The following is a 24,628-nucleotide window of genomic DNA, read 5'->3' on the forward strand; positions in this document are numbered from 1 at the left end:
CGCGCAAGTTTTGTTACATATCTAGGCGTGTCGGAGTGATCATGTCCGCCGCGTAGGACATCGACAAGGCTGCGAGCATGTCATGCACCGCCACAAAGGTCTGGAACGCCCGCCCGCCCAGCCACCCTTCCGGCTGCAAAATGCGGGGCAGGAAAGGGTCGAGGAAGAGCACCTGGCGGTAGGTGGTGATGATCTCGATGCGGTCGCGCAGCGCCTGGCGCGGCTCCAGCTCCGAAATATCACGCAGCCGGTAATTCTCCCACCGGTCGAGGAAGTCCGCATACCAGGCATCCAGGCTGCTCAGGTCCCAGCAGCGCGCCACCAGCACGCGGTCTTTCTCCAGCGAGCCGGTCTCCATGATGACCACGTCGATCTGGCCGTCACCCTCCACGTTGAGCAGTTTCTCCACATCCGCCGTGTTCTGCCTGGGCGAGATCCAGGAACTGGAGTTGAGCTGGCCGAACCCCTCCCAGCTGAGGATCCGCTTGAGGCGGTCGCGCCGAGCACGTTCCTTCTCGGGGATCTGCATCATCACCAGCGTCCAGCGGCCCACCCACTCCCGGATCGGGGGACGGAAGATGCGCTCATGGCCCGCGTCCAGGTACTGGACGAGCTTGGGTGTCATCCGGTAGCTGGTCTCCCGTCCCTGACGCTCGGTCTCGAACCACCCTTCCTTCCGCATCCTGGACATGGTGACACGGGTAGTGGGGGCGCCTATGTCGAAGTCCTCCAGCAGTTCGGTGATCACCGCCAGGCGAATCTCCCCTCCCAGGTAACGGGCGTAGTCACCGTACAGGTCAAAGACCAGTTCACGGGCTTTCATGGCATCGCTCCATTTCCTTATTTTTCCTGCAGTCTTGTGATTCAGGACACTTTGTGTTGTTATCTGTAATGTAACACTTCATCGTAGATTCGTATCTGCACCGTTCACTGGGGAGAGCAATGAATATTTCATCCACCACCACAGGCACTCGGCAGCGCCCTACGGAACCGTCATCGCATGATCCATCCGGACAGTCTGGTGGCACCACCGCTCTGCGCCGCAAATCACCCGCCTTCGTCATCTTCCTGTGCTTCGTGTCCATTGTCTTCGACGGCTACGACCTCGTCGTCTACGGCACCATCGTCCCAGCCCTGCTCAACTACGAAGCCTGGGGCCTGACCCCCGTCGAAACCGGCGCCTACGGCAGCTACGCCCTGGCCGGAATGTTCATCGGTGCCATCCTCGTCGGCTACCTCACCGACATCGTCGGACGCCGGAAGATCCTGCTGTATTCAGTCGCGGCCTTCTCGATCCTGATGCTCGCGACCTCCCTTGCCCCCTCACCGCTCTGGTTCGGCGTCTTCCGCTTCCTGGCCGGCCTGGGCCTCGGCGGCGTGATCCCCACCGCCATCGCAGTCACCGTCGAGTTCTCCCGCCCCGAGCGCCGCAACTTCAACAACGCCGCGATGTTCTCCGGCTATGCCGTCGGCGGCATTCTCGCCGCCCTGCTCGCGATGCTGCTGCTTGACCTGATCGGCTTCCGCGGCATGCTGGCCATCGGCGCCCTCCCGATCGTCACCGTGCTCCCGCTCATCTACTTGTTCATGCCCGAGTCTCCCGCCTTCCTGCGCGCCCGCGGGCGCACCGAGGAAGCAGACCACCTCAGCAACACCTACGGCCTGCAGATCCCCGCGCGGACCACCGGCGAAGAGGATCCGGGCGTCGACAAGCAGAAGTCGCCCATCGCCACCATGCTCGGTGGGCGCCTGCTCGCCGCGACGATCCTGTTCTGCCTCGCCGGCGTCGCCGGCCAGACCCTCGTCTACGGCCTGAACACCTGGATGCCGCAGCTGCTGATCATGGCCGACTACTCCATGACCTCCTCGCTGAGCTTCCTGCTCACCACCAACATCGGTGCCGTCGCAGGCGTCCTCGTCTCCTCCAAGCTCGCCGACCGCTTCGGCCCCCGCCCCATGACCGCCTTCTCCTTCATCGCTTCCGGCACCGCCCTGGTCCTCATGGGCACCGGCGTGTTCCCCATGTGGGCGATGTACGTGCTCGTCGCCATCGTCGGCTTCGGCTCCATCGGCGCACAGATCCTGGTCAACGGGTTCGTGGCCACCTTCTTCTCCGATTCGGTGCGCGCCACCGCCCTCGGCGTCACCCTCGGCGTGGGTCGTCTCGGTGCGGTCCTCGCCATTGCCGGTGGCGGCGTCCTCATCGCCGCGGCGCTGCCCACCATGATCAACTTCTCCATCTGGTCCGCGGCTGCTCTCATCGGGCTCGTCGCAGTGCTGCTGGTGCCGCGCACCAGAAAGTGACCCCGCCTGCCTGAGCCTGGAAAAGATACTGCCCTGCTGCCATGAGAAAAACACGGCGGCAGGGCAGTACTCGTTGGTGATGGGGGGAGGGGTGCCTGAAACGCCATACGGCTCAAGGATGCGGGGAGGGAGGGGCGTCGAGAAGCACTGATCCCCGCCCGCAGAAGCGGACGGGGATCAGTCAGGAGACAGCGACAGACTTAAGCCTTGGTCGGGTCATCCAGGTGGAACTTGCTCGCGGCCTCAGCGGCGACGGAGATGTCGATCTTGCCCTCGCGGGCCAGGCCCATGAGGACGGCGACGACGACGGACTCGGCGTCGATGTTGAAGTAGCGGCGGGCGGCCGGGCGGGTATCGGAGAAGCCGAAGCCGTCCGCACCCAGGACGATGTACTCGCCCGGGACGTAGGCGCGGATCTGCTCCTGCAGGTCGGTCGCGAAGTCGGAGACCGCGACGAAGGTGCCGCTGTCAGCCTGCTTCAGCTGGGTCGTGGCGAAGGCCTCGTCGATCTCCCTGTCCGGGTAGCGCAGCTGCTCCTTGTTCTTCGCCGCACCCTCGCGGGCCAGCTCGACCCAGGAGGTGACGGAGAAGATGTTGGACTTGATGTTGTAGTCCTCGGCCAGGATCTCACGTGCACGCAGGGCGGCACCCATGCCGATACCGGAAGCGAGGATGGAGGCCTCGTGGCCCTCGACGCCTGCATCGGCGGCGGGGGAGTAGAGGTAGATGCCCTTGTGCAGGCCCTCGACGTCCAGGTTCTCCGGCTCGGCCGGCTGCGGGGTCGGCTCGTTGTAGACGGTGAGGTAGTAGATGGCGTTCTCACCGCGGCCCGGGCCGTACATGCGGTCGATGCCCTCGCGCAGCAGGTGCGCGATCTCATAACCGAAGGCCGGGTCGTAGGAGACGACACCCGGGTTGGTGGAGGCCAGGATCTGGGAGTGGCCGTCCATGTGCTGCAGACCCTCACCGGCCAGGGTGGTACGGCCGGCGGTGGCACCGATGAGGAAACCACGCGACATCTGGTCGGCGGCCGCCCAGATGCTGTCACCGGTGCGCTGGAAACCGAACATCGAGTAGAAGATGTACAGCGGAACCATCGCCTCGCCGTGGGTGGCGTAGGAGGAACCGGCGGCGATGAACGAGGCCACGGAACCGGCCTCGTTGATGCCCTCGTGCAGGATCTGGCCGTCGGTGGCCTCCCGGTAGGACAGCATCAGGTCATGGTCGACCGGGACGTAGTTCTGGCCGTGCGGGTTGTAGATCTTCAGGGTCGGGAACCAGGAGTCCAGGCCGAAGGTACGGGCCTCATCCGGGATGATCGGGACGATGCGCTTGCCCAGCTCCTTGTCACGCATGAGCTCCTTGAAGGAACGCACGAGCGCCATGGTGGTGGCAACCTCCTGCTTGCCGGAGCCCTTGCGCACGGAACGCAGCTTGTCGATCTCGGGTACCTGCAGCGGGGTGTAGGTGGAACGGCGCTCCGGGATGAAGCCGCCGAGCTCCTCACGACGGTTCTTCATGTACTGGATCTCCGGGGCATCCTCGCCCGGGTGGTAGTACGGCGGCAGGTACGGATCCGCCTCGAGCACCTCGTCCGGGATCGGGATCTGCTGCTTGTCACGGAAGTTCTTCAGATCCTCCGCGGCCAGCTTCTTCATCTGGTGGGTCGCGTTACGGCCCTCGAAGTTGTGGCCCAGGCCGTAGCCCTTGATGGTGAAGGCCAGGATGACCGTCGGCTTGTCCTTGGTCTCCATGGCGCGCTTGTAGGCGGCGTGGACCTTGCGGTAGTCGTGGCCACCGCGCGGCAGGGCCCAGATCTCCTCATCGCTCATGTCCTCGACCAGCTTGAGGGTGCGCTCATCGCGGCCGAAGAAGTGTTCACGGACGTAGGCGCCGTCGTTGGCCTTGAAGGTCTGGTAATCACCGTCCGGAGTGGAGTTCATGACGGTCACCAGAGCGCCGTCCTTGTCCTTGGCCAGCAGCTCGTCCCATTCGCGGCCCCAGATGACCTTGATGACGTTCCAGCCGGCGCCCGTGAAGAAGGACTCCAGCTCCTGGATGATCTGGGTGTTGCCGCGCACCGGGCCATCGAGACGCTGCAGGTTGCAGTTGACCACGAAAGTCAGGTTGTCCAGGTTGTTCAGCGCAGCGTGCTGGATCAGGCCGCGGGACTCCGGCTCATCCATCTCACCGTCACCGAGGAAGGCCCAGACATGCTGCTGGGAGGTGTCCTTGATGCCGCGGTTGTGCAGGTAACGGTTGAACCGCGCCTGGTAGATCGCATCCATCGGGCCCAGGCCCATGGACACGGTCGGGAACTCCCAGAAGTCCGGCATGCCGTGCGGGTGCGGGTAGGACGGGATGCCGTTGCCCTCACCACGGGAGACCTCCTGACGGTAACCGTCGAGATCCTCCTCGGACAGACGGCCCTCGAGGAAGGCACGGGCGTACATGCCCGGGGAGGCGTGACCCTGGAAGAAGATGTGGTCGCCGCCACCCGGGTGGTCCTTGCCGCGCCAGAAGTGGTTGAAACCGACCTCGTAGAGCGGGGCGGCAGAGGCGTAGGTGGAGATGTGGCCACCCACACCGATGCCCGGACGCTGCGCGCGGTGCACCATGATGGCGGCGTTCCAGCGCATCCAGCGGCGGTAACGCTTCTCCATCTCCTCATCGCCCGGGAATTCCGGCTCCATGGTGGTGGGGATGGTGTTGACGAAGTCAGTGGAGGTCAGGTTCGGCAGCGGAACCCGCTTGGCCGAGGCACGCTCCAGGAGGCGCAGCATCAGGTAGCGGGCACGCTCCGGGGAGGACTCGGTGAGCAGACCGTCGAGGGAATCCATCCACTCGCGGGTCTCCTCGGGGTCCGAGTCATTGAGGTAAGAAGCGACACCGTCGCGAATCAGCGGGAAATTGGAGTCGTCCTTGACGCCGTTCGCGGTCAGGTCTTCTGCCATGTCTAGCCTCCAGAATTGTGGTTAATAGATGGAGCACTCGGGCAGGCCAGGAAGGTGGTCCGACCAGCCCAAGGATCGGTATCAAGGATACGTGTTTTCCTTCGCCAAGGTTCTTCCGGGTCTTTGCAAATTTTGTGAATAACGCTGGTGAGCGGTGTGATGTGACCTGCATAAATTCCAACCAGGTGTCCTGGGCCCCATATTCCATGCTTAACCGTGGCAGGCACACGGAGGCGGACTTCTGGCGTGGGGTTGTGAGGCTGCAGGTGGTGCAGATTGCGAATCCGGATCGCTTACCCCCGAAACAACAACCTGGTCTCAGGTTGATGAAAACAGGAAAATCGTGGCATTACCTTGTATTCTGCCTAGCAGTAATCAAAACAGGCTGGACCCGCCCTGGGTTCAGCCCCCAACAAGGAGGAAATACACAGTGGTGGACGCTCCGGGCGTTGTGAAGAAAGACGCCCAGGAATATGCACAGATTCTCGGGATCCAGGCAGGGATGACCGTTCAGGAAGTCGGCTGGGACGACGACTGTGACGCCGGTATTTCCGAGGCAGTGGAAGATGCCATCGGAGAAGAACTGCTCGATGAGGACACCGACGAGCTCTGCGACGTCGTCCTCCTGTGGTGGCGCGAAGAGGACGGTGACCTGGTCGACGGCCTCGTCGACGCGATCCGGCCCCTCGCCGACAACGGCCGCATCTGGCTCCTGACCCCCGGCGCCGGCAAACCCGGCACCGTGGCACCCGGCGAGATCTCCGAATCCGCGCAGCTCGCAGGCCTGGTCCAGACCAAGGCGGAACGCCTCGGCGAGTGGCAGGGATCCTGCCTCGAGGCCAGCGGACCCCAGAAGTAACCCCTCTGCATGGACTTCCGGTTCATGCGTGGTAATCTTCACGGAGCTTGACCCACAGGTGACACCTGTAGGTCAGTATCCAGCGCTCTTAGCTCAGCTGGAAGAGCAATTGGTTTACACCCAATAGGTCGGCGGTTCGAGCCCGTCAGAGCGCACCAGTGCAATAGCAGGTCATGAGTGGTTTTCTAGGAACCCTCATGGCCTGCTTTTTCGTCCGTGCCCACAGGCAGGACCGGCGTGCGGAACCCCGCGAGGACAAACCCCGCGAAGAAGAACCTGCGGTCAGTGCCGTTTCGGGACTGATCGCAGGGAGTTCGCTTAAGCCTCGGTCTGCTCCGGAACGGGCAGCTCTTCGTTCTCCTGCTTCAGGGCCTCGATGAGCCCGTCGTCGCTGTCGCTGGAAATCCAGATGGTCACCGGCTTCACGCTGGGCAGGGCGTAGAAGGTGAAGGCGTCGTAGCCGTAGGGGGCCACACCCTGCAGGACCTCCGCCTCCACTTGGGCATCACCGAAACCGGGGTCCAGGTCGAAGGAGTGGTCCCGGACGGTCTGGTTGATGGTGTAGCGCAGGCTGCCGGTGATGGTGGAGCCCGGGTTGAGCATGACCACGATGTCGCTGAGGTGCTCGGCGGTGCCGGCGCGGTCGGCGGCCTCAGTGATGAAGCACTTCAGTTCCTCGACGCTGGTGCGGGTCAGCTCGCCCTCGTCGATGAAGACGCGCTCTCGGAAGGGGACGCCGTCCGGGTCGACCTGGGTGAGCATGGTGGTCAGCGGACGGCGCCGGAAGTTCGGGTCGGCGGTCGGGGTGTGGGGGAGGTGACCGGTGAGGTCGTTCTCCCTCCGGCCGAGTCCGTAGCCGTTGAGCAGCTCCGTGCTCTGCTCCAGGAGGTGGAAAACCGGGTTCGCCGGCGGTGTCCGGAAAGGCGGAGTTTCCTCCGCCGGGGTCTGCTCCACCGGGGTGCTCTCCGCGACGGTATTCACGGCCCTGGTGGTCTTCTTCCGGCGGTTCTTCTTCCGGGCACTCATGCGCTTACTCCTGATCGATGATGCGGTGACGGTGTCGTTCCTCGTAGAGGCGGCCGGCGAGGCGGGCTTCGGCGGCGGTGTCCTCTGAGGCGAAGATACGCGCAACCGCCTCGGCGCGCTCCTCCGGCACCCATACGTGCACCGCGAAGTCCCCGGTGGCCACCCATGTGTGCCCCTCGGGAGTGGCGTCCTGGAAGAGGCGTCGGATGACCTCCGGGTCGGCCCACTCACCCTCCACGGCGATGTCGTGGTGGACGGCTTCGCCGTCGAGGAGATAGTCGAGTTCACCGACCGGGTTGTTGTGGAAGAAGGGACCGAAGTGCAGGTCGCAGTGGATTTCGCTGAAGCGGTCCGCGGTGCCGGCGGCCTCCGCTATCTGCTCCAGCAGGCGGGAGTAGGTGTCATTGGATTCCACGCATTCCGGGTCGAAGTGCACGGTCCTGGGGAACAGGGGGGTGCTGTCATCCTCGGTCAGGCGCAGCAGCGCGTTGAGGTGCTCCAGGCGGAAACCGTCCGCCCCGTTGTAGTAGTCGAAGTCGACGTCGTCGACGGTGATCTCGCGTTTCGGTTCGAAGCCGTGCTCGGCGGCGTTGTTCACGGCCAGCAGGAGTGCCTGTGCCGCCACCCGGGGGTCGCAGCACATCATGTTGTGTTCTTCCGCTGCGCCCCAGCGGCGGGGTGAAGGGGTACCTGCCGCGCGTGCGTCCACGATCCGCTCTGCGCCGGAGGTACCGATGAGTCGATTCCAGAAGCCCATGATCAAGTCCTGCGGAAACTAGTTGGGGTGACAGGTCCAGCCTAGTCCTCCGCAGAGGTTTTTTCCCGGGCAAAAGCTAGAAGCGCTCCCGCTCGCGCTTGGCCAGCCGACCGTAGTGGTCGGGGCGGGCGTCACCGTAGCGGCTGCGGGCGGCCGGGGCGGTGGCCGCAGCAGCCTCGGTGGGCGCCTCCGGGGACTCGGGCTGGGTGGGGGTGGCGGGGGAGTCGATAAGCTCCTGTTCCTCGGCTCGCACACGGCGGCGCTCGCGGATCTCGGCCCAGATGAAGTAGCCCAGGCCGAGCGGGGCCATGATGCCGAAGGCGATCCACTGGAAGCCGTAGGACAGGTGCGAACCGCGGTCGAGCTGCGGGATCGGGATGGCGTTGAGCGCGCCCGGCTCGCCCTCGGAGAGCTGGACGAAGTCATGGGCCAGATCCACACCCACGACCTGCCCGATCTGGTCGGTGTTGATGCCGTAGACCTGGCGGTAACCGTGGTCGGTCAACGGCTCGGAGCCGGGCATCTGCTCATTGAAGCGGGCATGGCCGGTGATGGTCAGATGCCCGGTGGGGGCGGCGGTGATGTCAGGGACGTTACCGTCCAGCGGTACCGTGAAACCACGGTTGACCAGGATCGCCTCGCCTGAATCCAGCTGGAACGGGGTCAGTGCCTGGAAGGCGGGGGAGGTGTCGACCGGCCGCAGGCGCAGCAGGACCTCATCGTCGGTGAGGTAGCGGCCCTGGAGGGTCACTCGCCGCCACTCGTCCTCCGGACTGACCGTGCCGTCCGGGCCGAAGATCTCGGTGGCCGGGACGGGGTCGACCCGGAAGGCGGCGTCGATCTGCTCGTTGCGCTGGACGATGTCATCGTCCTTGCCCAGCTGCCAGGGGGCCAGGAAGCTGAAGGCGGCGTAGCTGAAGGCCACGATGGCCAGGAACATGAACACCCAGCCGGGTTTGAGGAAGACACGCCAGCCCTTTTTGCCCCGGCTGTGCGCGCTTCCGTACCTCTGCCTCGTTGTACTCATCAGGTGACCAGTGTACCCGGCGTGTCCAGAGGTCCTAGTTGCTCACCTGGACGGCACCGCGTGCGAAGTCGAGCAGGCCACCCACAGCCGCCTCGATCTGCTGGCGGGTCTCGGTGAAACCCTCCGGACCGCCGTAGTAGGGGTCGGCCACGGAGGCCTGCTCCGGGGCGGTGGGATCGAAGCTGCGCAGCAGGCGGATCTTCTCCTCCGGCACACCGCGGGCGATGAGCTCGGAGATGTGCCCGGTGTCCAGGGCCACGATGAGGTCGGCGGCCATGTCCTCCGGGCCGAACTGGGAGGCGACGTGCTCGGAGCCGTCCAGGCCCGCGGAACGCAGCTCGGTGATGGCGCGGCGGTCCGCACCGTTGCCGACATGCCAGCCGCCGATGCCGGAGGAGGTGACGCGGATATGGGGGCTCAGACCGGCGCTCTCCACCGCGTCGTGGAAGATCACCTCAGCCATGGGGGAACGGCAGATGTTGCCGGTACAGACGAAATCGACGTGGTAACGCTCATCCTCGTGCGGCGAGCCAGTCATGGACGATCCCTTCCAGATCAGTGGGCGTGTGGGCGGTGCGGGCGGCGTTCGCCCACTCCGCTGGGGTTCCGTATCCCCACGCAACGGCAACCGTGTTGATGCCGTGCTCGGCCGCCCCCTCAATGTCGTGGGTGCGGTCGCCGATCATGAGGATATCTGAGGTGTCAACATCCCACCCATTCGTCGCCAGGACGTGGTCGATCACCGCGGATTTACCCCGCCGCGGGCCATCCTCCTGGGCCGCGCCGAGGAAATCGATGTGCGCGAGGAAACCCTCCCGTTCCAGGATCAGCCGCGCGAATTCCTCCCCCTTGGAGGTCGCCGTCGCCAGCGTCAGCCCCGCCGCCTTCCAGGAGCGCACCAGCTCCAGCATGCCCGGGAAACTCGTGGCGTTCGCCCAACCCCCGCGCCGGGTGTAGTCCAGGTAGATCTGCAGCCCTTCCTGCGCCAGCTCCGGGCTCATACCCAGGGAACGCAGCGTCACCTCCATCGGCGGTCCGGCGATGTGGTCCACGAACTGCTGGTCGGGGTGCGGCCAGCCCAGCTGATCCAGGGTGTGGCGGAATCCGCCCTGGATGCCGGGCAGGGAATCGATGAGGGTGCCGTCGACGTCGAGAAGAAGAATGCTCACGGCCCCCAATGTGCCAGAGAGCGCGCCGCGGGGCCCGTCTACACTGGGAAGCTATGACTACTGTGGCTGAGATCCGTTCGATCCTGGAGGAGGCCTACCCGCCCTCGCTCGCGGAGAGCTGGGACGCCGTGGGCCTGATCTGCGGCGACCCGGCAGACGAAGTGAAAAAGGTGGCCTTCGCTCTGGACTGCACCCAGGCCGTGGCCGAGGAGGCGGTGCGCACCGGCGCCCAGATGCTGGTGATCCACCACCCGCTGCTCATGCGCGGGGTGACCTCCGTGGCAGCTGACACCCCCAAGGGCAGGGTCATCCACACCCTGATCAAGGGCGGGGTGGCGCTGTTCGCCGCGCACACCAACGCCGATTCCGCCCGCCCCGGCGTCAACGACAGGCTGGCCGAGCTGGTGGGCATCAGCTCCGGCCGACCCATCCTGCCGAAAACCGGCCAGGCCGTGGACAAATGGGGCGTGCACATCCCACCCGCCTCCGCCGAGGCCGTCAAGCAGGCGCTTTTTAGCGCCGGCGCCGGACAGATCGCCAACTACCGCGCGTGTTCCTTCGACATCGAGGGCACCGGCCAGTTCATGCCCGTCGAGGGCGCCGATCCCACCGAGGGTGAGATCGGGGAGCTGCACCGGGCCCGTGAGATCCGCGTCGAATTCGTCGCCCCGGCGCGCCTGCGCGGTGTGCTGCTTGAAACCCTGCGCGAGGCCCACCCCTACGAGGAGCCGGCCTTCGACATCTTCGAGTCCGTGGACACCTCCGATGCCGCTCAGGCCCTCGGACTGGGACGCATCGGCGAGCTGCCCGAGCCGATGAGCCTGCGGGACTTCACCCAGCAGGTCGCTGACACCCTGCCGGTCACCGAATGGGGCGTGCGCGCCGCCGGCGACCCGGATGCGATGATCAAGCGGGTGGCCGTGAGTTCCGGCTCCGGCGACAGCTTCCTCGACGCCGTCCGGGGCCTGGGGGTCGACGCCTACGTCACCTCCGACCTGCGCCACCACCCCGTGGACGAGTACCTGCGTGCCGGGGGCCCGCCGGTCATCGACACCGCCCACTGGGCCAGCGAATTCCCCTGGACCGCGCAGGCGGCGGGGATCGTGGGGGAGGGGGCGGACGTGGAAACCCACGTCATCGACCTCCGTACCGACCCCTGGACCCTCTCCGCCCACGCGACCAAGTAGAAAGAACAGTATGAAACTCGATCCGACGCAGCAGGCCGTCCTGCTTGAGCTCGCCAACACCGAACGATCCCTCGAGGTGGTCGGTGACAAGGCCTTCGTCACCTCCGAGCAGAAGGAATACGACCGCCTGCTCAAGGAGCAGCAGCGCATGCAGAACGCCTCCGCGGCCGCCCAGATGGCCGTCGACGACATGGAGGCCGAGATCCTGCGCATCCAGGAGGACGAGCGCAAACTCCGCCAGCGCGAACGCGCCGACAAGGCAGCTCTCGCCGCCGAGACCGACCCGGAGCGCCGCCGCGACCTCGAGCACGACCGCTACTCCGCCAAGTCCCGCATCGCCGACCTGATGAGCGAACTCGCCGAGTCCCACAACCAGATCCACGCCCTGCGCAACAACCGCGACGTCCACGGCGCCAAGGTCGATGAGCTGGCCCGCCAGATCGAGGTGGCCAAGCGTGCCGCCGAGACCGCCAACGAGGCCGCCGCCGCGATCAAGGACCCCGAGGTCCACATCGCCGAGCTGCGGGAGCAGCTGCCTGCGGACGTGCTGGCCGAATACGACGCCCAGAAGAACGACTCCGATGTCGGCGCCGCCGACTTCAACGGCCGCACTTGCGGCGGCTGCTACATCGTGCTCTCCGGCATGGACCAGCAGCGCATCAACCGCGCCCCGGCCGATGAGTTGCCCAAGTGCCCCGAGTGCGGCACCTACCTCATCCGGAAGCAGTCCTAGTGGCGGGGAATGACCATGTGATCATCTACGCCGACGGCGGCTCCCGCGGCAACCCGGGCATAGCCGGCTCCGGCACCGTCGTCTACGCCGCCGACGGGCGCACCGCCCTGCGCGACATCGTCTACGTCGTGGGCAAACGCGCCACCAACAACGTCGCCGAGTACCACGGCATGCTCCGTGGCCTGGAGGCCGCCCGTGACCTCGGCGCCCGCAGCGTGGAGGTCCACATGGACTCCAAGCTCGTCGTCGAGCAGATGAGCGGCCGCTGGAAGATCAAGCACCCCGACATGCAGAAACTCGCCATGGAGGCCCGCCGCCTGATGGACAACTTCGAGTCCGTCACCTTCACCTGGGTGCCGCGCGGCCGCAACGAGGTTGCCGACGCCCTGTCCAACCAGGCCATGGACGCCGCCGCGAAGGGGCATGAGCCCGGCATCGTGGGCGGGACTTCTGTGCCCGAGTCGGCGCCGTCGTCGGAGGCTCCGGATGAGCACCGCGGCGCGGATGACTGCGAGATCGTCGCCACCACCCAGTCCACCTCCGGCACCCCGGCCCACTGGACCGGGGCGACCACCCCGCCCACCCGGTTCGTACTGCTGCGCCACGGCCAGACGGAGATGTCCGCCGCCAAGCAGTACTCGGGCCTCTCGGACCCGGTGCTCACCGACATCGGGGCGGGCCAGGCCGCGGCCGCCGCGCAGATGCTGGCCAGCCGCGGTGGCATTGACGCCATCGTCACCTCCCCGCTGACCCGCTGCGTGCAGACCGCCCGCGCGGCAGCCGAGGTCCTCGGCCTCGAGGTGGAGATCATCGACGGGCTCATCGAGCAGGACTTCGGCGAGTGGGAGGGCAGGACCTTCGACGAGGCCCACGCCATGTCCCCGCACCTGCACGAGGAATGGCTGTCCAACCCCACCATCACCCCGCCGGGTGGCGAGTCCCTGCAGCAGCTGCACAACCGGGTCCGCGCCGTGCGCCGTGACCTGGAGCAGCGCTACCGCTGCCGGACCGTACTGGTGGTCAGCCACGTCACCCCGATCAAGTCCTTCATCCGCCAGGCACTCGACGCCGGCCCGCACGTGGTCTCCCGGATGTTCCTGGACCTGGCCTCGTTGAGCGTGGTGGAGTTCTTCGGCGAGGAGGCCCGCGTCGGCTCCACGCTGCGCGTGTTCAACGACACCGCGCACCTGCGCTGAGGCTCCTGAGCAGGCCTCTTCCGGATCGCGGACACCGCGAGTAAGGTGGGTGTCTGCGAATGAGTTGGCCGGGTGATCGCGGCCTCCTGACCACCCCGGCACCGGGGCAGGAGGAGGTCGAGGAAAGTCCGGACTCCACCGAGCACGGTGGTTGCTAACGGCAACCCGGGGCGACCCGCGGGCACGTGCAACAGAAAGTAGACCGCCGCCCTCCGGGGCGGTAAGGGTGAAAGGGTGCGGTAAGAGCGCACCGGCAGGCCAGGTGACTGGTCTGGCCAGGTAAACCCCACCGGGAGCAAGGCATCATGGCCTGCCAATCGGCAGGCCGGATCGGACGCCTGAGGGCTGCTCGCCCGAGTCCGAAGGTAGCTGCTTGAGGCGGTCAGCGATGACCTGCCCAGATGGATGATCACCGCCCCTTCACGGGGTACAGAATCCGGCTTACAGGCCGACTCATTCGCCTTCAATGCCTCAGAGGCGGCCCGGGGACCGGTTGCCCCGTGCCCCCGGGCCGCCTTGATTATCCGCTGATTCCCAGCACAGCCTTGATCAACTGGAAGCCTTCGATGCCCCAGACGCTGTGTTCGTAACCGGTTCCCGACTGCTTCCATCCGCCGAACGGCACACTGACATAGTCGCTGTTCTGCTGGTTGATGTAGACATGGCCCGACCGGATCCGGCGGGCCACCGCCAGCGCTCGCTGCGGGTCGCTGGACTGCACGGATGCGCCCAGGCCGTAAATCGAGTCGTTGGCGATCTCGATGGCCTCATCCTCCGATTCGTACGTCAGGATGCTGAGCACCGGTCCGAAGATCTCCTCCCGGGCGATGCTCATGGAGGAATCGACATCGGCGAAGACGGTCGGCCTGGTGTAATAACCCGTGCTGATCCCGTCGGGCAGGCCCGTTCCCCCGGTGACGAGGCGGGCTCCCTCGTCGATGCCCTGCTGGATCAGGCCCTGCACGTGATCGAACTGACGCTGGTTCACGATCGGCCCCAGCGTGGTGGTTTCCTCGGCAGGATCCCCCACGACGTATCGTTCGGCAGCCTCCTTGGCCAGGGCGATGATCTCCTCTGCATGCTTTTTCGGCACCAGCATCCTGGTTGTCACACTGCAGGACTGGCCGGCGTTGCGGAAGCATGCCTCGATGCAGGCGTCGACGGCCTTCGCGAAATCGGCGTCGTCGAGGATGATGTCCGGCGACTTGCCGCCGAGCTCGAGGTGGACAATCTTGATGGTGTCCGCCGCGGCCCTGGTGATCTCCCGGCCCGCGCGGGTGGAGCCGGTGAAGGAGACCACGTTGACATCCGGGTGCGAGGTCAGCAGGCTGCCGACCGACGGGCCGTCCCCGGTGACCAGGTTGAACACTCCGGCGGGGAGACCGACCTCATCGAGGATCTCAGCGACCAGCAACCCGGTGAGCGGGGCCACCTCGCTGGGTTTGAACACCACGGTGCAACCCGCTCCCAGTGCGGAAGCCACCTTGGTGAAGATCTGGTTCATCGGCCAGTTCCAGGGGGTGATCAGCGCAGCGACACCGGCTGGTTCCCGGATGATGAGGGAATCTCCGCGCGATTCCTCCAGCTGCTGGTTCCGGAGCGCTTCAATGGCGCTGGCGAGATGGCCTTCACCGGTTCCTGCCTGGGCACCGCGGGCCAGGGTGATCGGCGCGCCGATCTCCAGGGTGAGGGCCTGGGCGAACTCCTCCTTCCGGTTCCGGTAAACCTCCAGGATGCGTTCCAGCAGCTCGATCCGTTCCGCCACAGTGGTGCGGGAGAAAGCCGGGAAAGCGTTCTTCGCCGCTGCCACGGCCCGGTCGACATCGGCGGAACTGCTGCGGCGAACCGTGTGCAGGACCTGCTCGGTCACCGGGCTGCGGACGTCGTCCCACTCCTGTCCGGAGGCAGGTTCCCAGCGGCCGTCAACATAGAAATCGGAGTAGCGGGTCAAAGTCGTGGTGGTCATGATTCTCCTTGTGTTTTCCTTGTGGCCGGTGTTACTGCCAGTCGTTCAGGATCGTGATTCCGGGCACGCTGTAGGTGCCCATGCCCTGCAGGACCTCGCGGGCCCCTTCCAGCCCTACACGACGGGTGATGGTGGCAGCCGGGTCAACGGTGCCGCTCTCCACCATGCGCATCATGTCGGGGAATCGCGCGATGGGCATGTTGGCACACCCGATGATGGACAGTTCCTGCAGCGCGATGGCGTCGATAGGGACAGGGATGGCCCCCTTCTCATCCTGGGAGGTGAGTCCGGCCTGCAGGTGGCGGCCACGCTTGCGCAGGCTGTTCAGGGAATTGAGGCAGGTCTGCTGGATCCCCAGGGCGTCGATCCCGACGTGCACCCCTCCCGCGGTGAGTTCCCGCACAGCTTCGACCGGGTCGGTGTCCAGCGAGTTGATAGTGTGCACCGCCCCGGCGTTGCGGGCCATCTCCAGGGCCTTGTCGTTGATGTCGACGGCGATGACGGAGGCGCCGACGGCAGAAGCGATCTGAATGGCGGACAACCCCATCCCGCCGGAACCGTGGACTGCCACCCACTCGCCCGGCTGGACCTTCGCCTGGTCCACCACACCATGCCAGGCGGTCATGAATCGGCAGCCCAGGCCGGCTGCGGCCTCGAAAGAGACCCCGTCCGGTAGCCGGACCAGATTCCGGTCTGCAGCCGGAACCGCCACATACTGACCGTATCCGCCCCAGTAGTCCGTGCCGGCGAAGATGACGTTCGCGCAGACATTGGTGAAACCGCTCAGGCAGTATTCGCAGACCCCGCAACCGTGGGCGTGCGGCACGAAGACACGGTCCCCGACAGCGAAGCGGGACACCCCGGAGCCCACCTCCTCCACCACGCCGGAGAACTCGTGCCCGAGGACGTGGGGGAACTCCACTTTGAGGCCGAGCCAGTCCCAGTCGCCCATCCACAGGTGCCAGTCGCTGCGGCAGACGCCGTTCGCCTCGATGCGGATCACCACCCCATCCGCCTCAGGGGTGGGATCCGGCATGGTCATTATCTCCAGGTCCTTGCCGAATTCGGTGAGTACCAGTGCTTTCATGGCTGTGCCTCCTGCGAAATAGTGGAAGATCCATCAGGCATCGTCCGCTGATGAACCCCAAACAAACAATCGTTCGTTCTTATGAAGGCTATCGGGTGATACCGGCAAGCGCAAGGGGTAAATGAGATCCGGGACACAGCCTGGTGCGGGGGTGAGGGGCCCCGCTCTTCCTGGACAACGCCCCGCCTGATCGGGGCAGAGCTGTGTCACAATGGGGCGCTATGAAGCTTTATGCAGCGCCCCTGAACTTCCGTGGCATCGCCGAGGAATTCGAGGTCCCCACCGACTTCGCGCCGGAACTCCATGCGGCCGCTGCGGCGGCGCGGGACCGCTTCCACCGGGGACGCAGAGAAGCACGCGGCATCCCCCTGGTGACCATCGACCCCGTCGGTTCCCGGGACCTCGACCAGGCCGTCCACATCGAGCGCACCGTCGGCGGCTACCGCGTGCACTACGCCATCGCCGATGTCGCCGCCTTCATCGAACCCGGCAGCGCGCTGGAGGCTGAGTCGCTGCGCCGTGGGCAGACGATCTACCTGCCGGACGAGCCCGCACGCCTGCACCCCGAGGAGCTTTCCGAGGGCTCCGCCTCCCTCCTTCCCGACGTCGACCGTCCGGCTGTGCTGTGGACCTTCGAGCTCGACACCGCCGGCGAGGTCATGAGCTTCCATGTCGAGCGTGCCCTGGTCCGTTCGCACGCGCGCCTGAACTACGACGATGTCCACGCCGATTACCTCGCCGGCAGCATGCACCCGTCCATCGAGCTGCTGCCGGAGGTCGGCCAGCTCCGCGAGGTCTCCGCTTTGCGACGTCACGCCATCAACCTGCGCCTGCCCTCCCAACGCGTGCGCGCGCTCGACGACGGCACCTACGAGCTCATCGTCGAACCGCGCCACGAGGTTATGGACTGGAACTCCGAGATCTCCCTGCTCACCGGCATGTGTGCCGGCACCCTCATGGTCAAGCGCGGCGCCGGCCTGCTGCGCACCCTGCGCCCGGCCGACGAGGAGGCCGAAGCCACCTTCCGCGCCGAGGCCCGCGCCCTGGGCTACGAACTGGCCGAGGACCAGGAGATCGGCGAGTTCCTCCAGCTTGTCGACGCCACCGAGGCCCGCGGCATGGCCGTCATGCGCGAGGCCCAGAAACTGCTGCGCGGTTCCGGTTACGCCAGCGTGGGCAACGGTGACGCCGAGGTCCACGCCGGCATCGGCGGCTACTACGCCCACGTCACCGCCCCGCTGCGCCGCCTGGTCGACCGCTTCGCCACTGAGTACTGCCTGGCCCTGTGTGCCGGCACCGAGGTCCCCGAGTGGGTGAGCTCGCGTACCGATGACGTCATCGAGGCCATGCAGCGCACCTCCCAGCTCGCCGGCTCCGTCGACCGTGCCTGCCTCGACCTCACCGAGGCCACCGTGCTCGCCCCCTGGCTGGGCCACAACTTCGACGCCGTTGTACTGACGTCTGATGCCGAACGCTCCCAGGCCCGCATCTTCCTCCCCGAACCCCCGGTGCTGGCCAACGCTCTCGGCCACCCCGCCCAGGGCACCACCACGAAGGTCTCGCTCGTCCGCGCCGACGTGGAGACCCGCGACGTGACCTTCGCCTGGCCGGCCGACTGAGGCCGCCGGAAAACCGTCCCCGGAATCGAACCCTGCAGGGAGATCCTGAGGCCTTTCCGGGGACGATATTCCGCCTGATCCGACATGACCCGTTAACAAGCCGGGCCGCCCGAACTCCCTCCTAGAAGTCCGGGTAGTAGGAGGGGCGCTCGGCGGTGGTGCGGATGTCCGGCAGGGCCATCTTGCGGTGGTCCTCCTCGTCGTCGACCCAGCAGTCGACGATCTCATCCAGGGTGGCGAACCACACGCCGTCGTGGCCGACCATGTGCTCGATGAGCTTCTCGTACCACATCATGTGGTGCGGCTGGCCGATCGTCTGCGGGTGGACACAGGAGGTGAACACGGCGTTCTCGACGCGCTCGTAGCCGTAGTCGAAGATGTCGCGCCAGCGGCGGTAGATGGTCTCGGTGTCCTGCTGGCCGGTCTGGATGCCGGTGACACACCCCAGCGGCGGGAAGTCGTCGAGGTACCAGCTGACGGGGACCTCAAGGACGTGGCTGGCCTTGCCGGCGGTGTTGCCGTTCTCCCAGTCGATGGCCCAGCGCTGCGGGCGGTAGGCCTCCAGGTCCCGGCCCATGAGGGAGGAGTCGTATTTGAAGCCGAATTTCTCCACGATGTCGAGGGTGCTGTCGGAGTAGTCCCAGTAGGGGGAGCGGTAGCCGACGGGGCGGATGCCCAGGCGGCGGTCGAAGGTGTCGAAGGCGCGCTCGACGAGCTCCTCCTCCGTGCCGGCGTCGATCAACGTGGGGTTTTCGTGGAAGTAGCCGTGGTGGCCGAATTCGTGGCCCTTCTCGGCGACGGCCTCGCAGGCGCCGGGAAAGGTGTCGATGGTGTGGCCCGGGGTAAACCAGGTGGTCTTGATGTCGTACTTCTCGTAGAGCTCGAGCAGGCGGGGGACGCCGACCTCGGCGCCGTACTCGCCGCGCGACATGTAGGAGGGGGAGGGTTTGTTGAAACCGCCGAGCCAGAGCGACTGGGCGTCGAAATCCGTGCCGAGGTTGACGGCGATCTTCTTGCCTTCGGGAAGCTTGAGGTAACCCATGATTGATCCTTTATGTAGTGGTGGTGTGATCGGGGAAGTGTGTGGGTCCCGGTGGTTCGCGGGAGCGCCGCTGCGCCGGATTCACGGCTTCCCACCTGCCCGCAGGACGATGCGCCGGCCCACGGCCTGCTCGATGGCCTCCCGGCTGTAGAGCAGCGGGAAGGTCTCATCCGTGGCCCACATCCCGAACAGGTCCGCGTAGTGTTCCGAACGCGGGTCACCGGACTGGCCGGGGGAGTTGATCACGCGGCTGGAGTCCCACTCGCCGACGTCCATGGCGAGGCGGAAGCTGCTGCCCATCACGGCGTTGAAGGTGGCGTCGTAACCGCTCAGGCCCACGACGTCGCCGCTGCCGGCGCGCGGGACACTGGGCAGCTGTCCCCATTCCTCCGGCACGTCCTGCGCCGTGCCCAGGACAGCGTGGACCAGCTTCGTGCGGTGCAGCTCACCCCACTTCCAGCGGGATTCGTCCGGGCCCAGCAGCTCGGTGATCTCCGCCAGTGCGGTGCCCAGGGTCTGCTCGACGCCGGTGGTGAGCAGGGCGTGGTCGGCGGGGGCGTCGAAAAGCTCGAGCATGCGCAGGTCCGGGCGGATATCGGAGAAGAGGGTGTCGTCGCGGAGCAGGCGGTGGGCGGCGGTCTTGTCCAGGCCGAGGCGCTCCAACGCGTTATCGACCAGCCAGGGGCGCAGGTGGCGGCGCTGCCAGACCTGGTAGACAAGTGCCGCGCGGGAGTCGACGTCCTCGGTGCCGTCCCAGGTCTGCAGCCCGGCCCATTCCTCGGCGTGCTGCTGCGGACGGATGCCGGCGAGCATGTCTAGCAGGTGGCGGCCGTGGAGGTTCTCGGCGTTGGTCTGCATCCGCAGGCTCGACTCGATGTCGATGGGCTCGCCGCTGTCGAACCACTGCGCCAAACGCTCATGCCGTGCGCTGGAGTACCAGTCGGTCGTGGTGGTCAGGGCGTCGTTGTCGAAGTCCTCCGGCAGGTTGTTCTCGTTCGAGCTGGAGAACCACCCGGACTCCGGATTGAGCGTGTTCGGCAGCTGTTCGACGTGGGCGAAACCATCCCACTCGTGGCTGCCGTCACCGGGCACCGGCGTGGAACCGTCCCAACCCGGGCGAAGGGGCACCAGGGCGCTGGCCTGCCAACCGATGTCACCCTCGGTCGTCGCGAAGATCATGTTCACTCCCGGTGCACCCCAGCGGCGCAGCGCCCGGCGGAAGTCTGTGGCGTTCGCGGCGTCCTGGAATTCCAGGCTGGCCAGATAGGGCGCCATGCCCGGCTCCAGCCACACCGCGCGCAGGGCGACCGCCCGGCGGTTCTGCTTATCGACGCCCAGCACCGGCCCATGCCGCGTGAACACCAGCTCGTGCACGACATCCTCGCCGCCGGCGACTTTCGAGGTCTCGGTGACGGTGGTGAACTTCTCCCACGCGCCGTTGTAGAGGTAACGCTCATCGTCCTCCGGGTGCAGCTCGTAGACGTAGAGGTCCTCGTGGTCGACGGCCCAGATGGTCAGCCCGTAGGCGACATGCCGGTTGTGGCCGATGGACACGCCCGGCAGGTTCGGTTCGCCCGCGCCGATGACGCTGAGCCCCGGGGCCTCCAGGTGGGTGAGGTAGCGCAGCGAGGGCAGCGTGACCGCGCGGTGCGGGTCGTTGGCCAGGATCGGCCGGCCCGTGGCGGTGCGGGAGGGCGCGACCACCCAGTTGTTGCTTCCCGACGGCGCCGTCTCCTCCGCGGGGGCGGTGCCGTCACCGAAGTCGACCGGGGCAAAGGCCAGGCGGTAGACGTCGAGGACCTTATCGCTCAGGTGCTCGTAGAGGTCCGGGCCCGGGGTCGGGTGGGTGGACTTCGGTTCGCGGACGGAACGCAGGTTCTCAGCCTCCTCGCCCAGATCGCGGAGGGTCAGCGCGCGGGCCAGCTCCTGTTCCGCGTTGTAGAGCAGGCCGTGGGTGCGGATACGTACGACATCCTCCGGCTCCCACCGCGCCGGGCGGTAGTCCAGCTCGAGGAATTCCGGCGGCAGGCGGTGTCCCGGATCCGCCATGGCCCAGTCGACGAAGGCGTTGACGCCGGTGACAAAGGCGGTGACGATATCGCGGGCATCGGTGCTGTAGGACAGCCACTCGGCGCGCATGTCGCCGCGGTAGAGGAAGAGCCGGGTAGCGCGGTCCTGTTTGATGTGCGCGGGGCCGAGCGCCTCCGCCAGCCTGCCGAGCCCGCGGCGGCGCCACAGGTCAATCTGGAAGAGGCGGTCGCGGGCGGCCTGGAAACCCTGGGCCACGTAGGCGTCCATGCGCGTGGCGGCGTAGATGTGGGGGACACCCCACTTATCGACGAGGATCTCCACGTCCTGCTCGATCCCGGTGACGGGATATTCGGTGTTCATCTGGTGTCCTTTTCGTCTGGGGGGTGATGGTGTGCCAGGGCGCTCCGGGAGGCGGCGAGTGGTCCGGGTCACTATTTTGGTGCTTGGGGATGAATGTAGCAGCCTCGGTTAATTCTGAATATTGAAAGTTTCTGCCTCATCCCATAACTTCTAGGAATATGGATCGTCGAAGTCTGGAGTTCTTCCGTGCCGTTGCCGAGGAGGGGTCCGTGAGCGGTGCAGCTCAGCGGATGTTCGTGACGCAGCCGGCCGTGTCCAAACAGATCAGCCGCCTGGAGGCCGGGCTGGGGCTGAAGCTCTTCCACCGGACGTCCGCCGGCATGGCGCTGACGTCAGCGGGGGAGGCCCTCTACGACCTCGGCGGGGACGTGCTCACCCGCTTCGAGAGGATCGAGGGTGCACTGAAACTCATGTTCGCCGAGCGTCCGGCGTTGCGTCTGGCCAGCCCCCACACCACCGCGAGCGTGCTCATCACCCCGTTCATGGCCGCCACCGACGCCCCCATCAGTGACCTGCTCATCGTCAACGCCCCCGAGGTTGACGGGCTTCTCGACCGCGACGTCGACATGGCGGTGAGCACCCTGCGGCCCCCGCCGCACCGACACCAGATGGTCGTGGCACCCCTGACCATCTTCGTCCAGGGCACCCCTTCAGCGATGGCCGCCCGCTTCGGCGACAGCCCCGTGGCCGACCTGGAGAAACTGAGTTCCGATCCGCTTCTCGCCCCACGTACGGGCGTCCATGTGGTCGTCGAGGAGGCCGGGGCCAGACTCGGGGAGTCGCTGCAGATCCGCGGCGTGGCCACCGGTCTCGTGGCCCAGGCTCTGGCGGCCAACGATCACGGCCTGGCTCTGGTGACCGAACAGGTCAGCTTCGGGCTGAAGGGGCTGCCCGCTTATGCCGGTGGCCGACCCGTGGTGGTCTCGCTCTACGCGTCCTGGGATGCCCAGCACTACGCGGCGGCAGGGTTGCGCGAGCTCGCGGAGGATTTCCGGCAGTGGCTGTCCGTGACCCCGCCGTGGGGGCCGTTCCCGGAGGTGGCTTAGGCCAGCCCTAACTGATGGCCGGGCCAGAGTACGTGGGGAAGCGGAAGGAAACGTGAGGAGATCAGGGATCCCTCGAATCCCGGTGCTGATGAGCGCCCTGGACCGCACCCAGGAGCAACGGACCGGTTCAGTCGATGACTGAACCGGTCCGTGGCTTCTGGTGCTGTCCTGCAGGGTTGTCTACTGGGCGTCGACCTGCTGGAGTTCGCGGTGGGTCAGGCGCAGCAGCTCGGCCTCGGCGTCCGCCGACAGGATGGTGTCCGTTTCATCGAGATGCAGCAGGGACCGCAGCGCCTCCCGCAGTGCCGCCGTCGGATCCTGTGGCTGCTGCAACGCCCGGTAACCGACATGGTTGTCGGGGCGGACCAGCACACACCCGTCATCGGCGTACTCACGCAGACGCGCCCAGTCGCCGTAGGTGTCGGTGTAGTCCTGGCCGGGGCCGATCCGCACGGCCGGGATCTCAATACCCAGCTCGGCGGAGACGGTCGCGGCCGCATCGACCCAGGCCTGACCGTTGACACCGGTGAGGACGGTGAAGTGACCGCCACCGCAGATATCCAGGGTCGAGACCTTCGGGGCGGACGGGTTGACCGTGCTCAGCCACGCGTGCGGCAGACGCGCCCCCGGGTGAGTCGTGGGGTGGTAGTGCAACTGCGGGTCACGGTCGTAGGCCGGCCAATCCGTCCCGTCGGAGACAACCGCACTCGACTCATAGCGCTGGCCCATCTCCACGCCCAGGGCGTTGAACTCGTAGTTCTTGATCTCCAGGGCCTGGTGCAGCGCCTGACGGCGCTGCTCACCCTCGGCGGTGGGCTGCTTGCGCACCTCCATCGCCTCGATCATGGTCTCGGCGTCATCTGCCGGATCAATACCCAGGGCATCAAGCACATGGTCGAAATCGGCGATGGACTGGTTGGCCCGGCGCACGATCTGCTCCGCTACCGGGACACGCTCGTCCTGGTAGGACTCGATCAGGGACTCCCCGGCCTTGCCCTTGAGAATCATCGCCAGCTTCCAGGCGATGTTGTAGGAGTCCTGGATGGAGGTGTTGGACCCCAGACCGTTTCCCGGGGGGTGGCGGTGGACGGCATCCCCGACACACAGCACGCGGCCGGACATGTTCTCCTTGGCGTAGATGTCGTTGACCGTCCACAGCGACCAGTGCTTGACGTTGATCTCCAGGTCCTCGATGCCGACGAGGTTGCGCACGATCTCCTCGGCGGCGGTCGCATCAACCTCCGGCGGCGGCTGATTGATGTCATACCCCCAGGTCACCAGCCACTGGTTCCACGGGCGGACCATGCGCACCAGGCCCAGACCGATACCACCGACCGATGCTCCCGGCTGGAGTACCCAGTACAGGGAGGACTGACGGTCCTCGCAGTACTCGCTGAGATCCATCTCGCAGAAGATGTTCATGGACCCGCCCACCCCCATCTTCCCGTCCATGGGCAGGTTCAGGTCCGCAGCGATCTGGGAGCGGCCACCATCAGCGCCGATGAGGTACTTCGAGCGCACGGTGTAGGTCTGGCCGGTCATCCGGTCGCGGACGGTGGTTGACACCCCGTCGGCGTCCTGGGTGTGGGAGACGTACTCGGTCTTCCAGCGGAAGACCGCACCCCGTGCCATGGCGTTGCGCACCAGGAGCGGCTCGAAGTGGGTCTGGGGCAGATCACAGTTCAGCGACGGCGAGGCAGCGATGTACTCGCCCTCCCGGTCCGGACCGGTGCCCCAGGAGCGGACGCGGCCGAATTCCTCGCCGTTGATCGCGGTGCAGAACACGGTCTCACCGATCATGTCGTGCGGGACCTCCTCGGCCTTGATCTGGTCCTCGATGCCCATATCGCGCATGAGCTCCACGGTGCGCTGGTTGGTGATGTGCGCCCGGGGGGTGTTGGCGGTGTTGGAGTATTTGCTCACCACCACGCAGTCGATGCCGTAGGTGGACAAGAACAGGGCGGCGGCGGAGCCGGCGGGGCCGGAGCCGATGATGAAGACGTCGGTGGTGACATCAGCGGAAGAGGTGGTCATGATGCTCGTTCTCCTTAAAATATGTTGTTAGTTGATCTCAGCGGGGGGCCAGCACGATGTCGAAGCGGGTCTTCGCCCAGTCCTGCTCACCCAGATCCCGCCCGTCCGGGGTCGGGGTACCCGCCGGCTGCTGCTCGAAACGTTTGATCAGCGAGTCCTTGACCCCGAAGACGGAGTCACCGATGTCCAGCTGGGGGTCACCGTCGACGAAGATGTGGGTGACCAGGGTGC

19 protein-coding genes, 1 tRNA gene, 1 other RNA gene and 1 pseudogene are annotated in these 24,628 nt (G+C 66.2%); 9 read left to right on the plus strand and 13 right to left on the minus strand.

The genetic code is table 11. From position 1 onward, the window contains the following. Positions 1 to 13: 13 nt before the first annotated feature. Positions 14 to 823 carry a PaaX family transcriptional regulator gene (locus EAH68_RS13445; protein ID WP_126121859.1) on the minus strand — a complete coding sequence of 270 codons (810 nt, stop codon included), beginning with the start codon at positions 821 to 823 and terminating at the stop codon, positions 14 to 16. Between the two features lie 254 nt (positions 824 to 1,077). Between EAH68_RS13445 and EAH68_RS13450 the strand changes: the two genes are divergently transcribed. Next, entirely contained in the window at positions 1,078 to 2,304 is a 1,227-nt protein-coding gene (locus EAH68_RS13450; protein ID WP_206436423.1) for an MFS transporter, read from the plus strand. A gap of 200 nt (positions 2,305 to 2,504) precedes the next feature. Here EAH68_RS13450 and aceE read toward each other — a convergent pair whose 3' ends face one another. Further along, on the minus strand, positions 2,505 to 5,258 hold the full coding sequence (aceE, locus tag EAH68_RS13455; protein WP_126121861.1) for a pyruvate dehydrogenase (acetyl-transferring), homodimeric type: 2,754 nt from the start codon (positions 5,256 to 5,258) through the stop codon (positions 2,505 to 2,507). Between the two features lie 430 nt (positions 5,259 to 5,688). On the opposite strand from aceE, the gene EAH68_RS13460 reads away from it, so the two are divergent. Together EAH68_RS13460 and EAH68_RS13465 are read left to right on the plus strand one after the other, a co-directional pair. Beyond that, entirely contained in the window at positions 5,689 to 6,117 is a 429-nt protein-coding gene (locus EAH68_RS13460; protein WP_126121862.1) for a DUF3052 domain-containing protein, read from the plus strand. An 82-nt stretch (positions 6,118 to 6,199) separates the two neighbouring features. Then, positions 6,200 to 6,275: transfer RNA gene (locus EAH68_RS13465), tRNA-Val, on the plus strand. 160 nt (positions 6,276 to 6,435) lie between these two features. Here the strand turns inward: EAH68_RS13465 and EAH68_RS13470 are convergent. From EAH68_RS13470 to EAH68_RS13490, 5 genes are all read right to left on the minus strand, one after another. Beyond that, positions 6,436 to 7,143 carry a hypothetical protein gene (locus EAH68_RS13470; RefSeq protein WP_126121863.1) on the minus strand — a complete coding sequence of 236 codons (708 nt, stop codon included), beginning with the start codon at positions 7,141 to 7,143 and terminating at the stop codon, positions 6,436 to 6,438. A 4-nt stretch (positions 7,144 to 7,147) separates the two neighbouring features. After that, positions 7,148 to 7,900: a hypothetical protein gene (locus EAH68_RS13475; RefSeq protein WP_126121864.1), complete on the minus strand. Its 753-nt coding sequence runs from the start codon at positions 7,898 to 7,900 to the stop codon at positions 7,148 to 7,150. Between the two features lie 76 nt (positions 7,901 to 7,976). Next, positions 7,977 to 8,927 carry an SURF1 family cytochrome oxidase biogenesis protein gene (locus EAH68_RS13480; RefSeq protein ID WP_126121865.1) on the minus strand — a complete coding sequence of 317 codons (951 nt, stop codon included), beginning with the start codon at positions 8,925 to 8,927 and terminating at the stop codon, positions 7,977 to 7,979. Between the two features lie 34 nt (positions 8,928 to 8,961). Continuing rightward, a complete protein-coding gene (locus tag EAH68_RS13485) occupies positions 8,962 to 9,465 on the minus strand; it encodes a low molecular weight protein-tyrosine-phosphatase (RefSeq protein ID WP_126121866.1) in 504 nt (167 codons plus the stop codon). Beyond that, on the minus strand, positions 9,440 to 10,096 hold the full coding sequence (locus tag EAH68_RS13490; RefSeq protein ID WP_126121867.1) for an HAD hydrolase-like protein: 657 nt from the start codon (positions 10,094 to 10,096) through the stop codon (positions 9,440 to 9,442). The genes EAH68_RS13485 and EAH68_RS13490 overlap by 26 nt, the downstream gene beginning before the upstream one ends. Positions 10,097 to 10,149: 53 nt before the next feature. Between EAH68_RS13490 and EAH68_RS13495 the strand changes: the two genes are divergently transcribed. From EAH68_RS13495 to rnpB, 4 genes are all read left to right on the plus strand, one after another. After that, complete coding sequence (locus EAH68_RS13495) at positions 10,150 to 11,283, plus strand: Nif3-like dinuclear metal center hexameric protein (protein ID WP_126121868.1); 1,134 nt, start codon at positions 10,150 to 10,152, stop codon at positions 11,281 to 11,283. A gap of 10 nt (positions 11,284 to 11,293) precedes the next feature. Then, positions 11,294 to 12,016, plus strand: coding sequence for a zinc ribbon domain-containing protein (locus EAH68_RS13500; RefSeq protein WP_126121869.1), 723 nt, complete (start codon positions 11,294 to 11,296; stop codon positions 12,014 to 12,016). Then, positions 12,016 to 13,212, plus strand: coding sequence for a bifunctional RNase H/acid phosphatase (locus tag EAH68_RS13505; RefSeq protein ID WP_241228470.1), 1,197 nt, complete (start codon positions 12,016 to 12,018; stop codon positions 13,210 to 13,212). The genes EAH68_RS13500 and EAH68_RS13505 overlap by 1 nt, the downstream gene beginning before the upstream one ends. A 60-nt stretch (positions 13,213 to 13,272) precedes the next feature. Next, an RNA gene (gene rnpB, locus EAH68_RS13510) (RNase P RNA component class A) lies at positions 13,273 to 13,672 on the plus strand. Positions 13,673 to 13,732: 60 nt separating this feature from the next. On the opposite strand, the gene EAH68_RS13515 is transcribed toward rnpB, so the two are convergent. Beyond that, a complete protein-coding gene (locus EAH68_RS13515) occupies positions 13,733 to 15,178 on the minus strand; it encodes an aldehyde dehydrogenase family protein (RefSeq protein WP_126121870.1) in 1,446 nt (481 codons plus the stop codon). Between the two features lie 31 nt (positions 15,179 to 15,209). Then, positions 15,210 to 16,265: a zinc-dependent alcohol dehydrogenase family protein gene (locus tag EAH68_RS13520; RefSeq protein WP_126121871.1), complete on the minus strand. Its 1,056-nt coding sequence runs from the start codon at positions 16,263 to 16,265 to the stop codon at positions 15,210 to 15,212. A gap of 221 nt (positions 16,266 to 16,486) precedes the next feature. Here EAH68_RS13520 and EAH68_RS13525 point away from each other — a divergent pair, with 221 nt between their 5' ends. Beyond that, a complete protein-coding gene (locus EAH68_RS13525; RefSeq protein WP_126121872.1) occupies positions 16,487 to 17,884 on the plus strand; it encodes an RNB domain-containing ribonuclease in 1,398 nt (465 codons plus the stop codon). A 121-nt stretch (positions 17,885 to 18,005) separates the two neighbouring features. On the opposite strand, the gene EAH68_RS13530 is transcribed toward EAH68_RS13525, so the two are convergent. Both EAH68_RS13530 and EAH68_RS13535 read right to left on the minus strand, forming a co-directional pair. Continuing rightward, the gene (locus tag EAH68_RS13530) at positions 18,006 to 18,926 is read right to left on the minus strand and encodes a polysaccharide deacetylase family protein (protein ID WP_126121873.1); all 921 of its coding nucleotides are present in this window, start codon (positions 18,924 to 18,926) and stop codon (positions 18,006 to 18,008) included. A gap of 81 nt (positions 18,927 to 19,007) precedes the next feature. Next, positions 19,008 to 21,317, minus strand: coding sequence for a penicillin acylase family protein (locus EAH68_RS13535; protein ID WP_126121874.1), 2,310 nt, complete (start codon positions 21,315 to 21,317; stop codon positions 19,008 to 19,010). Positions 21,318 to 21,475: 158 nt separating this feature from the next. On the opposite strand from EAH68_RS13535, the gene EAH68_RS13540 reads away from it, so the two are divergent. Beyond that, the gene (locus EAH68_RS13540) at positions 21,476 to 22,363 is read left to right on the plus strand and encodes a LysR family transcriptional regulator (protein WP_126121875.1); all 888 of its coding nucleotides are present in this window, start codon (positions 21,476 to 21,478) and stop codon (positions 22,361 to 22,363) included. A gap of 180 nt (positions 22,364 to 22,543) precedes the next feature. Here EAH68_RS13540 and EAH68_RS13545 read toward each other — a convergent pair whose 3' ends face one another. Beyond that, entirely contained in the window at positions 22,544 to 24,397 is a 1,854-nt protein-coding gene (locus EAH68_RS13545; RefSeq protein ID WP_126121876.1) for an FAD-dependent oxidoreductase, read from the minus strand. A 37-nt stretch (positions 24,398 to 24,434) separates the two neighbouring features. Continuing rightward, positions 24,435 to 24,628, minus strand: a pseudogene (locus EAH68_RS13550) (hydroxyquinol 1,2-dioxygenase); the annotation flags it as partial.

The organism is Corynebacterium hylobatis (genome assembly GCF_003955685.1).
In the GTDB taxonomy this organism is placed as follows: Bacteria; Actinomycetota; Actinomycetes; order Mycobacteriales; family Mycobacteriaceae; genus Corynebacterium; species Corynebacterium hylobatis.

Excerpts from the sequence above, each read along its gene's own strand:
- EAH68_RS13445 (WP_126121859.1), bottom strand. The coding sequence starts at position 823 with ATGAAAGCCCGTGAACTGGTCTTTGACCTGTACGGTGACTACGCCCGT.
- aceE (WP_126121861.1), bottom strand. The coding sequence starts at position 5,258 with ATGGCAGAAGACCTGACCGCGAACGGCGTCAAGGACGACTCCAATTTC.
- EAH68_RS13470 (WP_126121863.1), bottom strand. The coding sequence starts at position 7,143 with ATGAGTGCCCGGAAGAAGAACCGCCGGAAGAAGACCACCAGGGCCGTG.
- EAH68_RS13475 (WP_126121864.1), bottom strand. The coding sequence starts at position 7,900 with ATGGGCTTCTGGAATCGACTCATCGGTACCTCCGGCGCAGAGCGGATC.
- EAH68_RS13480 (WP_126121865.1), bottom strand. The coding sequence starts at position 8,927 with ATGAGTACAACGAGGCAGAGGTACGGAAGCGCGCACAGCCGGGGCAAA.
- EAH68_RS13485 (WP_126121866.1), bottom strand. The coding sequence starts at position 9,465 with ATGACTGGCTCGCCGCACGAGGATGAGCGTTACCACGTCGATTTCGTC.
- EAH68_RS13495 (WP_126121868.1), top strand. The coding sequence starts at position 10,150 with ATGACTACTGTGGCTGAGATCCGTTCGATCCTGGAGGAGGCCTACCCG.
- EAH68_RS13500 (WP_126121869.1), top strand. The coding sequence starts at position 11,294 with ATGAAACTCGATCCGACGCAGCAGGCCGTCCTGCTTGAGCTCGCCAAC.
- EAH68_RS13515 (WP_126121870.1), bottom strand. The coding sequence starts at position 15,178 with ATGACCACCACGACTTTGACCCGCTACTCCGATTTCTATGTTGACGGC.
- EAH68_RS13520 (WP_126121871.1), bottom strand. The coding sequence starts at position 16,265 with ATGAAAGCACTGGTACTCACCGAATTCGGCAAGGACCTGGAGATAATG.
- EAH68_RS13525 (WP_126121872.1), top strand. The coding sequence starts at position 16,487 with ATGAAGCTTTATGCAGCGCCCCTGAACTTCCGTGGCATCGCCGAGGAA.
- EAH68_RS13530 (WP_126121873.1), bottom strand. The coding sequence starts at position 18,926 with ATGGGTTACCTCAAGCTTCCCGAAGGCAAGAAGATCGCCGTCAACCTC.
- EAH68_RS13535 (WP_126121874.1), bottom strand. The coding sequence starts at position 21,317 with ATGAACACCGAATATCCCGTCACCGGGATCGAGCAGGACGTGGAGATC.
- EAH68_RS13540 (WP_126121875.1), top strand. The coding sequence starts at position 21,476 with ATGGATCGTCGAAGTCTGGAGTTCTTCCGTGCCGTTGCCGAGGAGGGG.
- EAH68_RS13545 (WP_126121876.1), bottom strand. The coding sequence starts at position 24,397 with ATGACCACCTCTTCCGCTGATGTCACCACCGACGTCTTCATCATCGGC.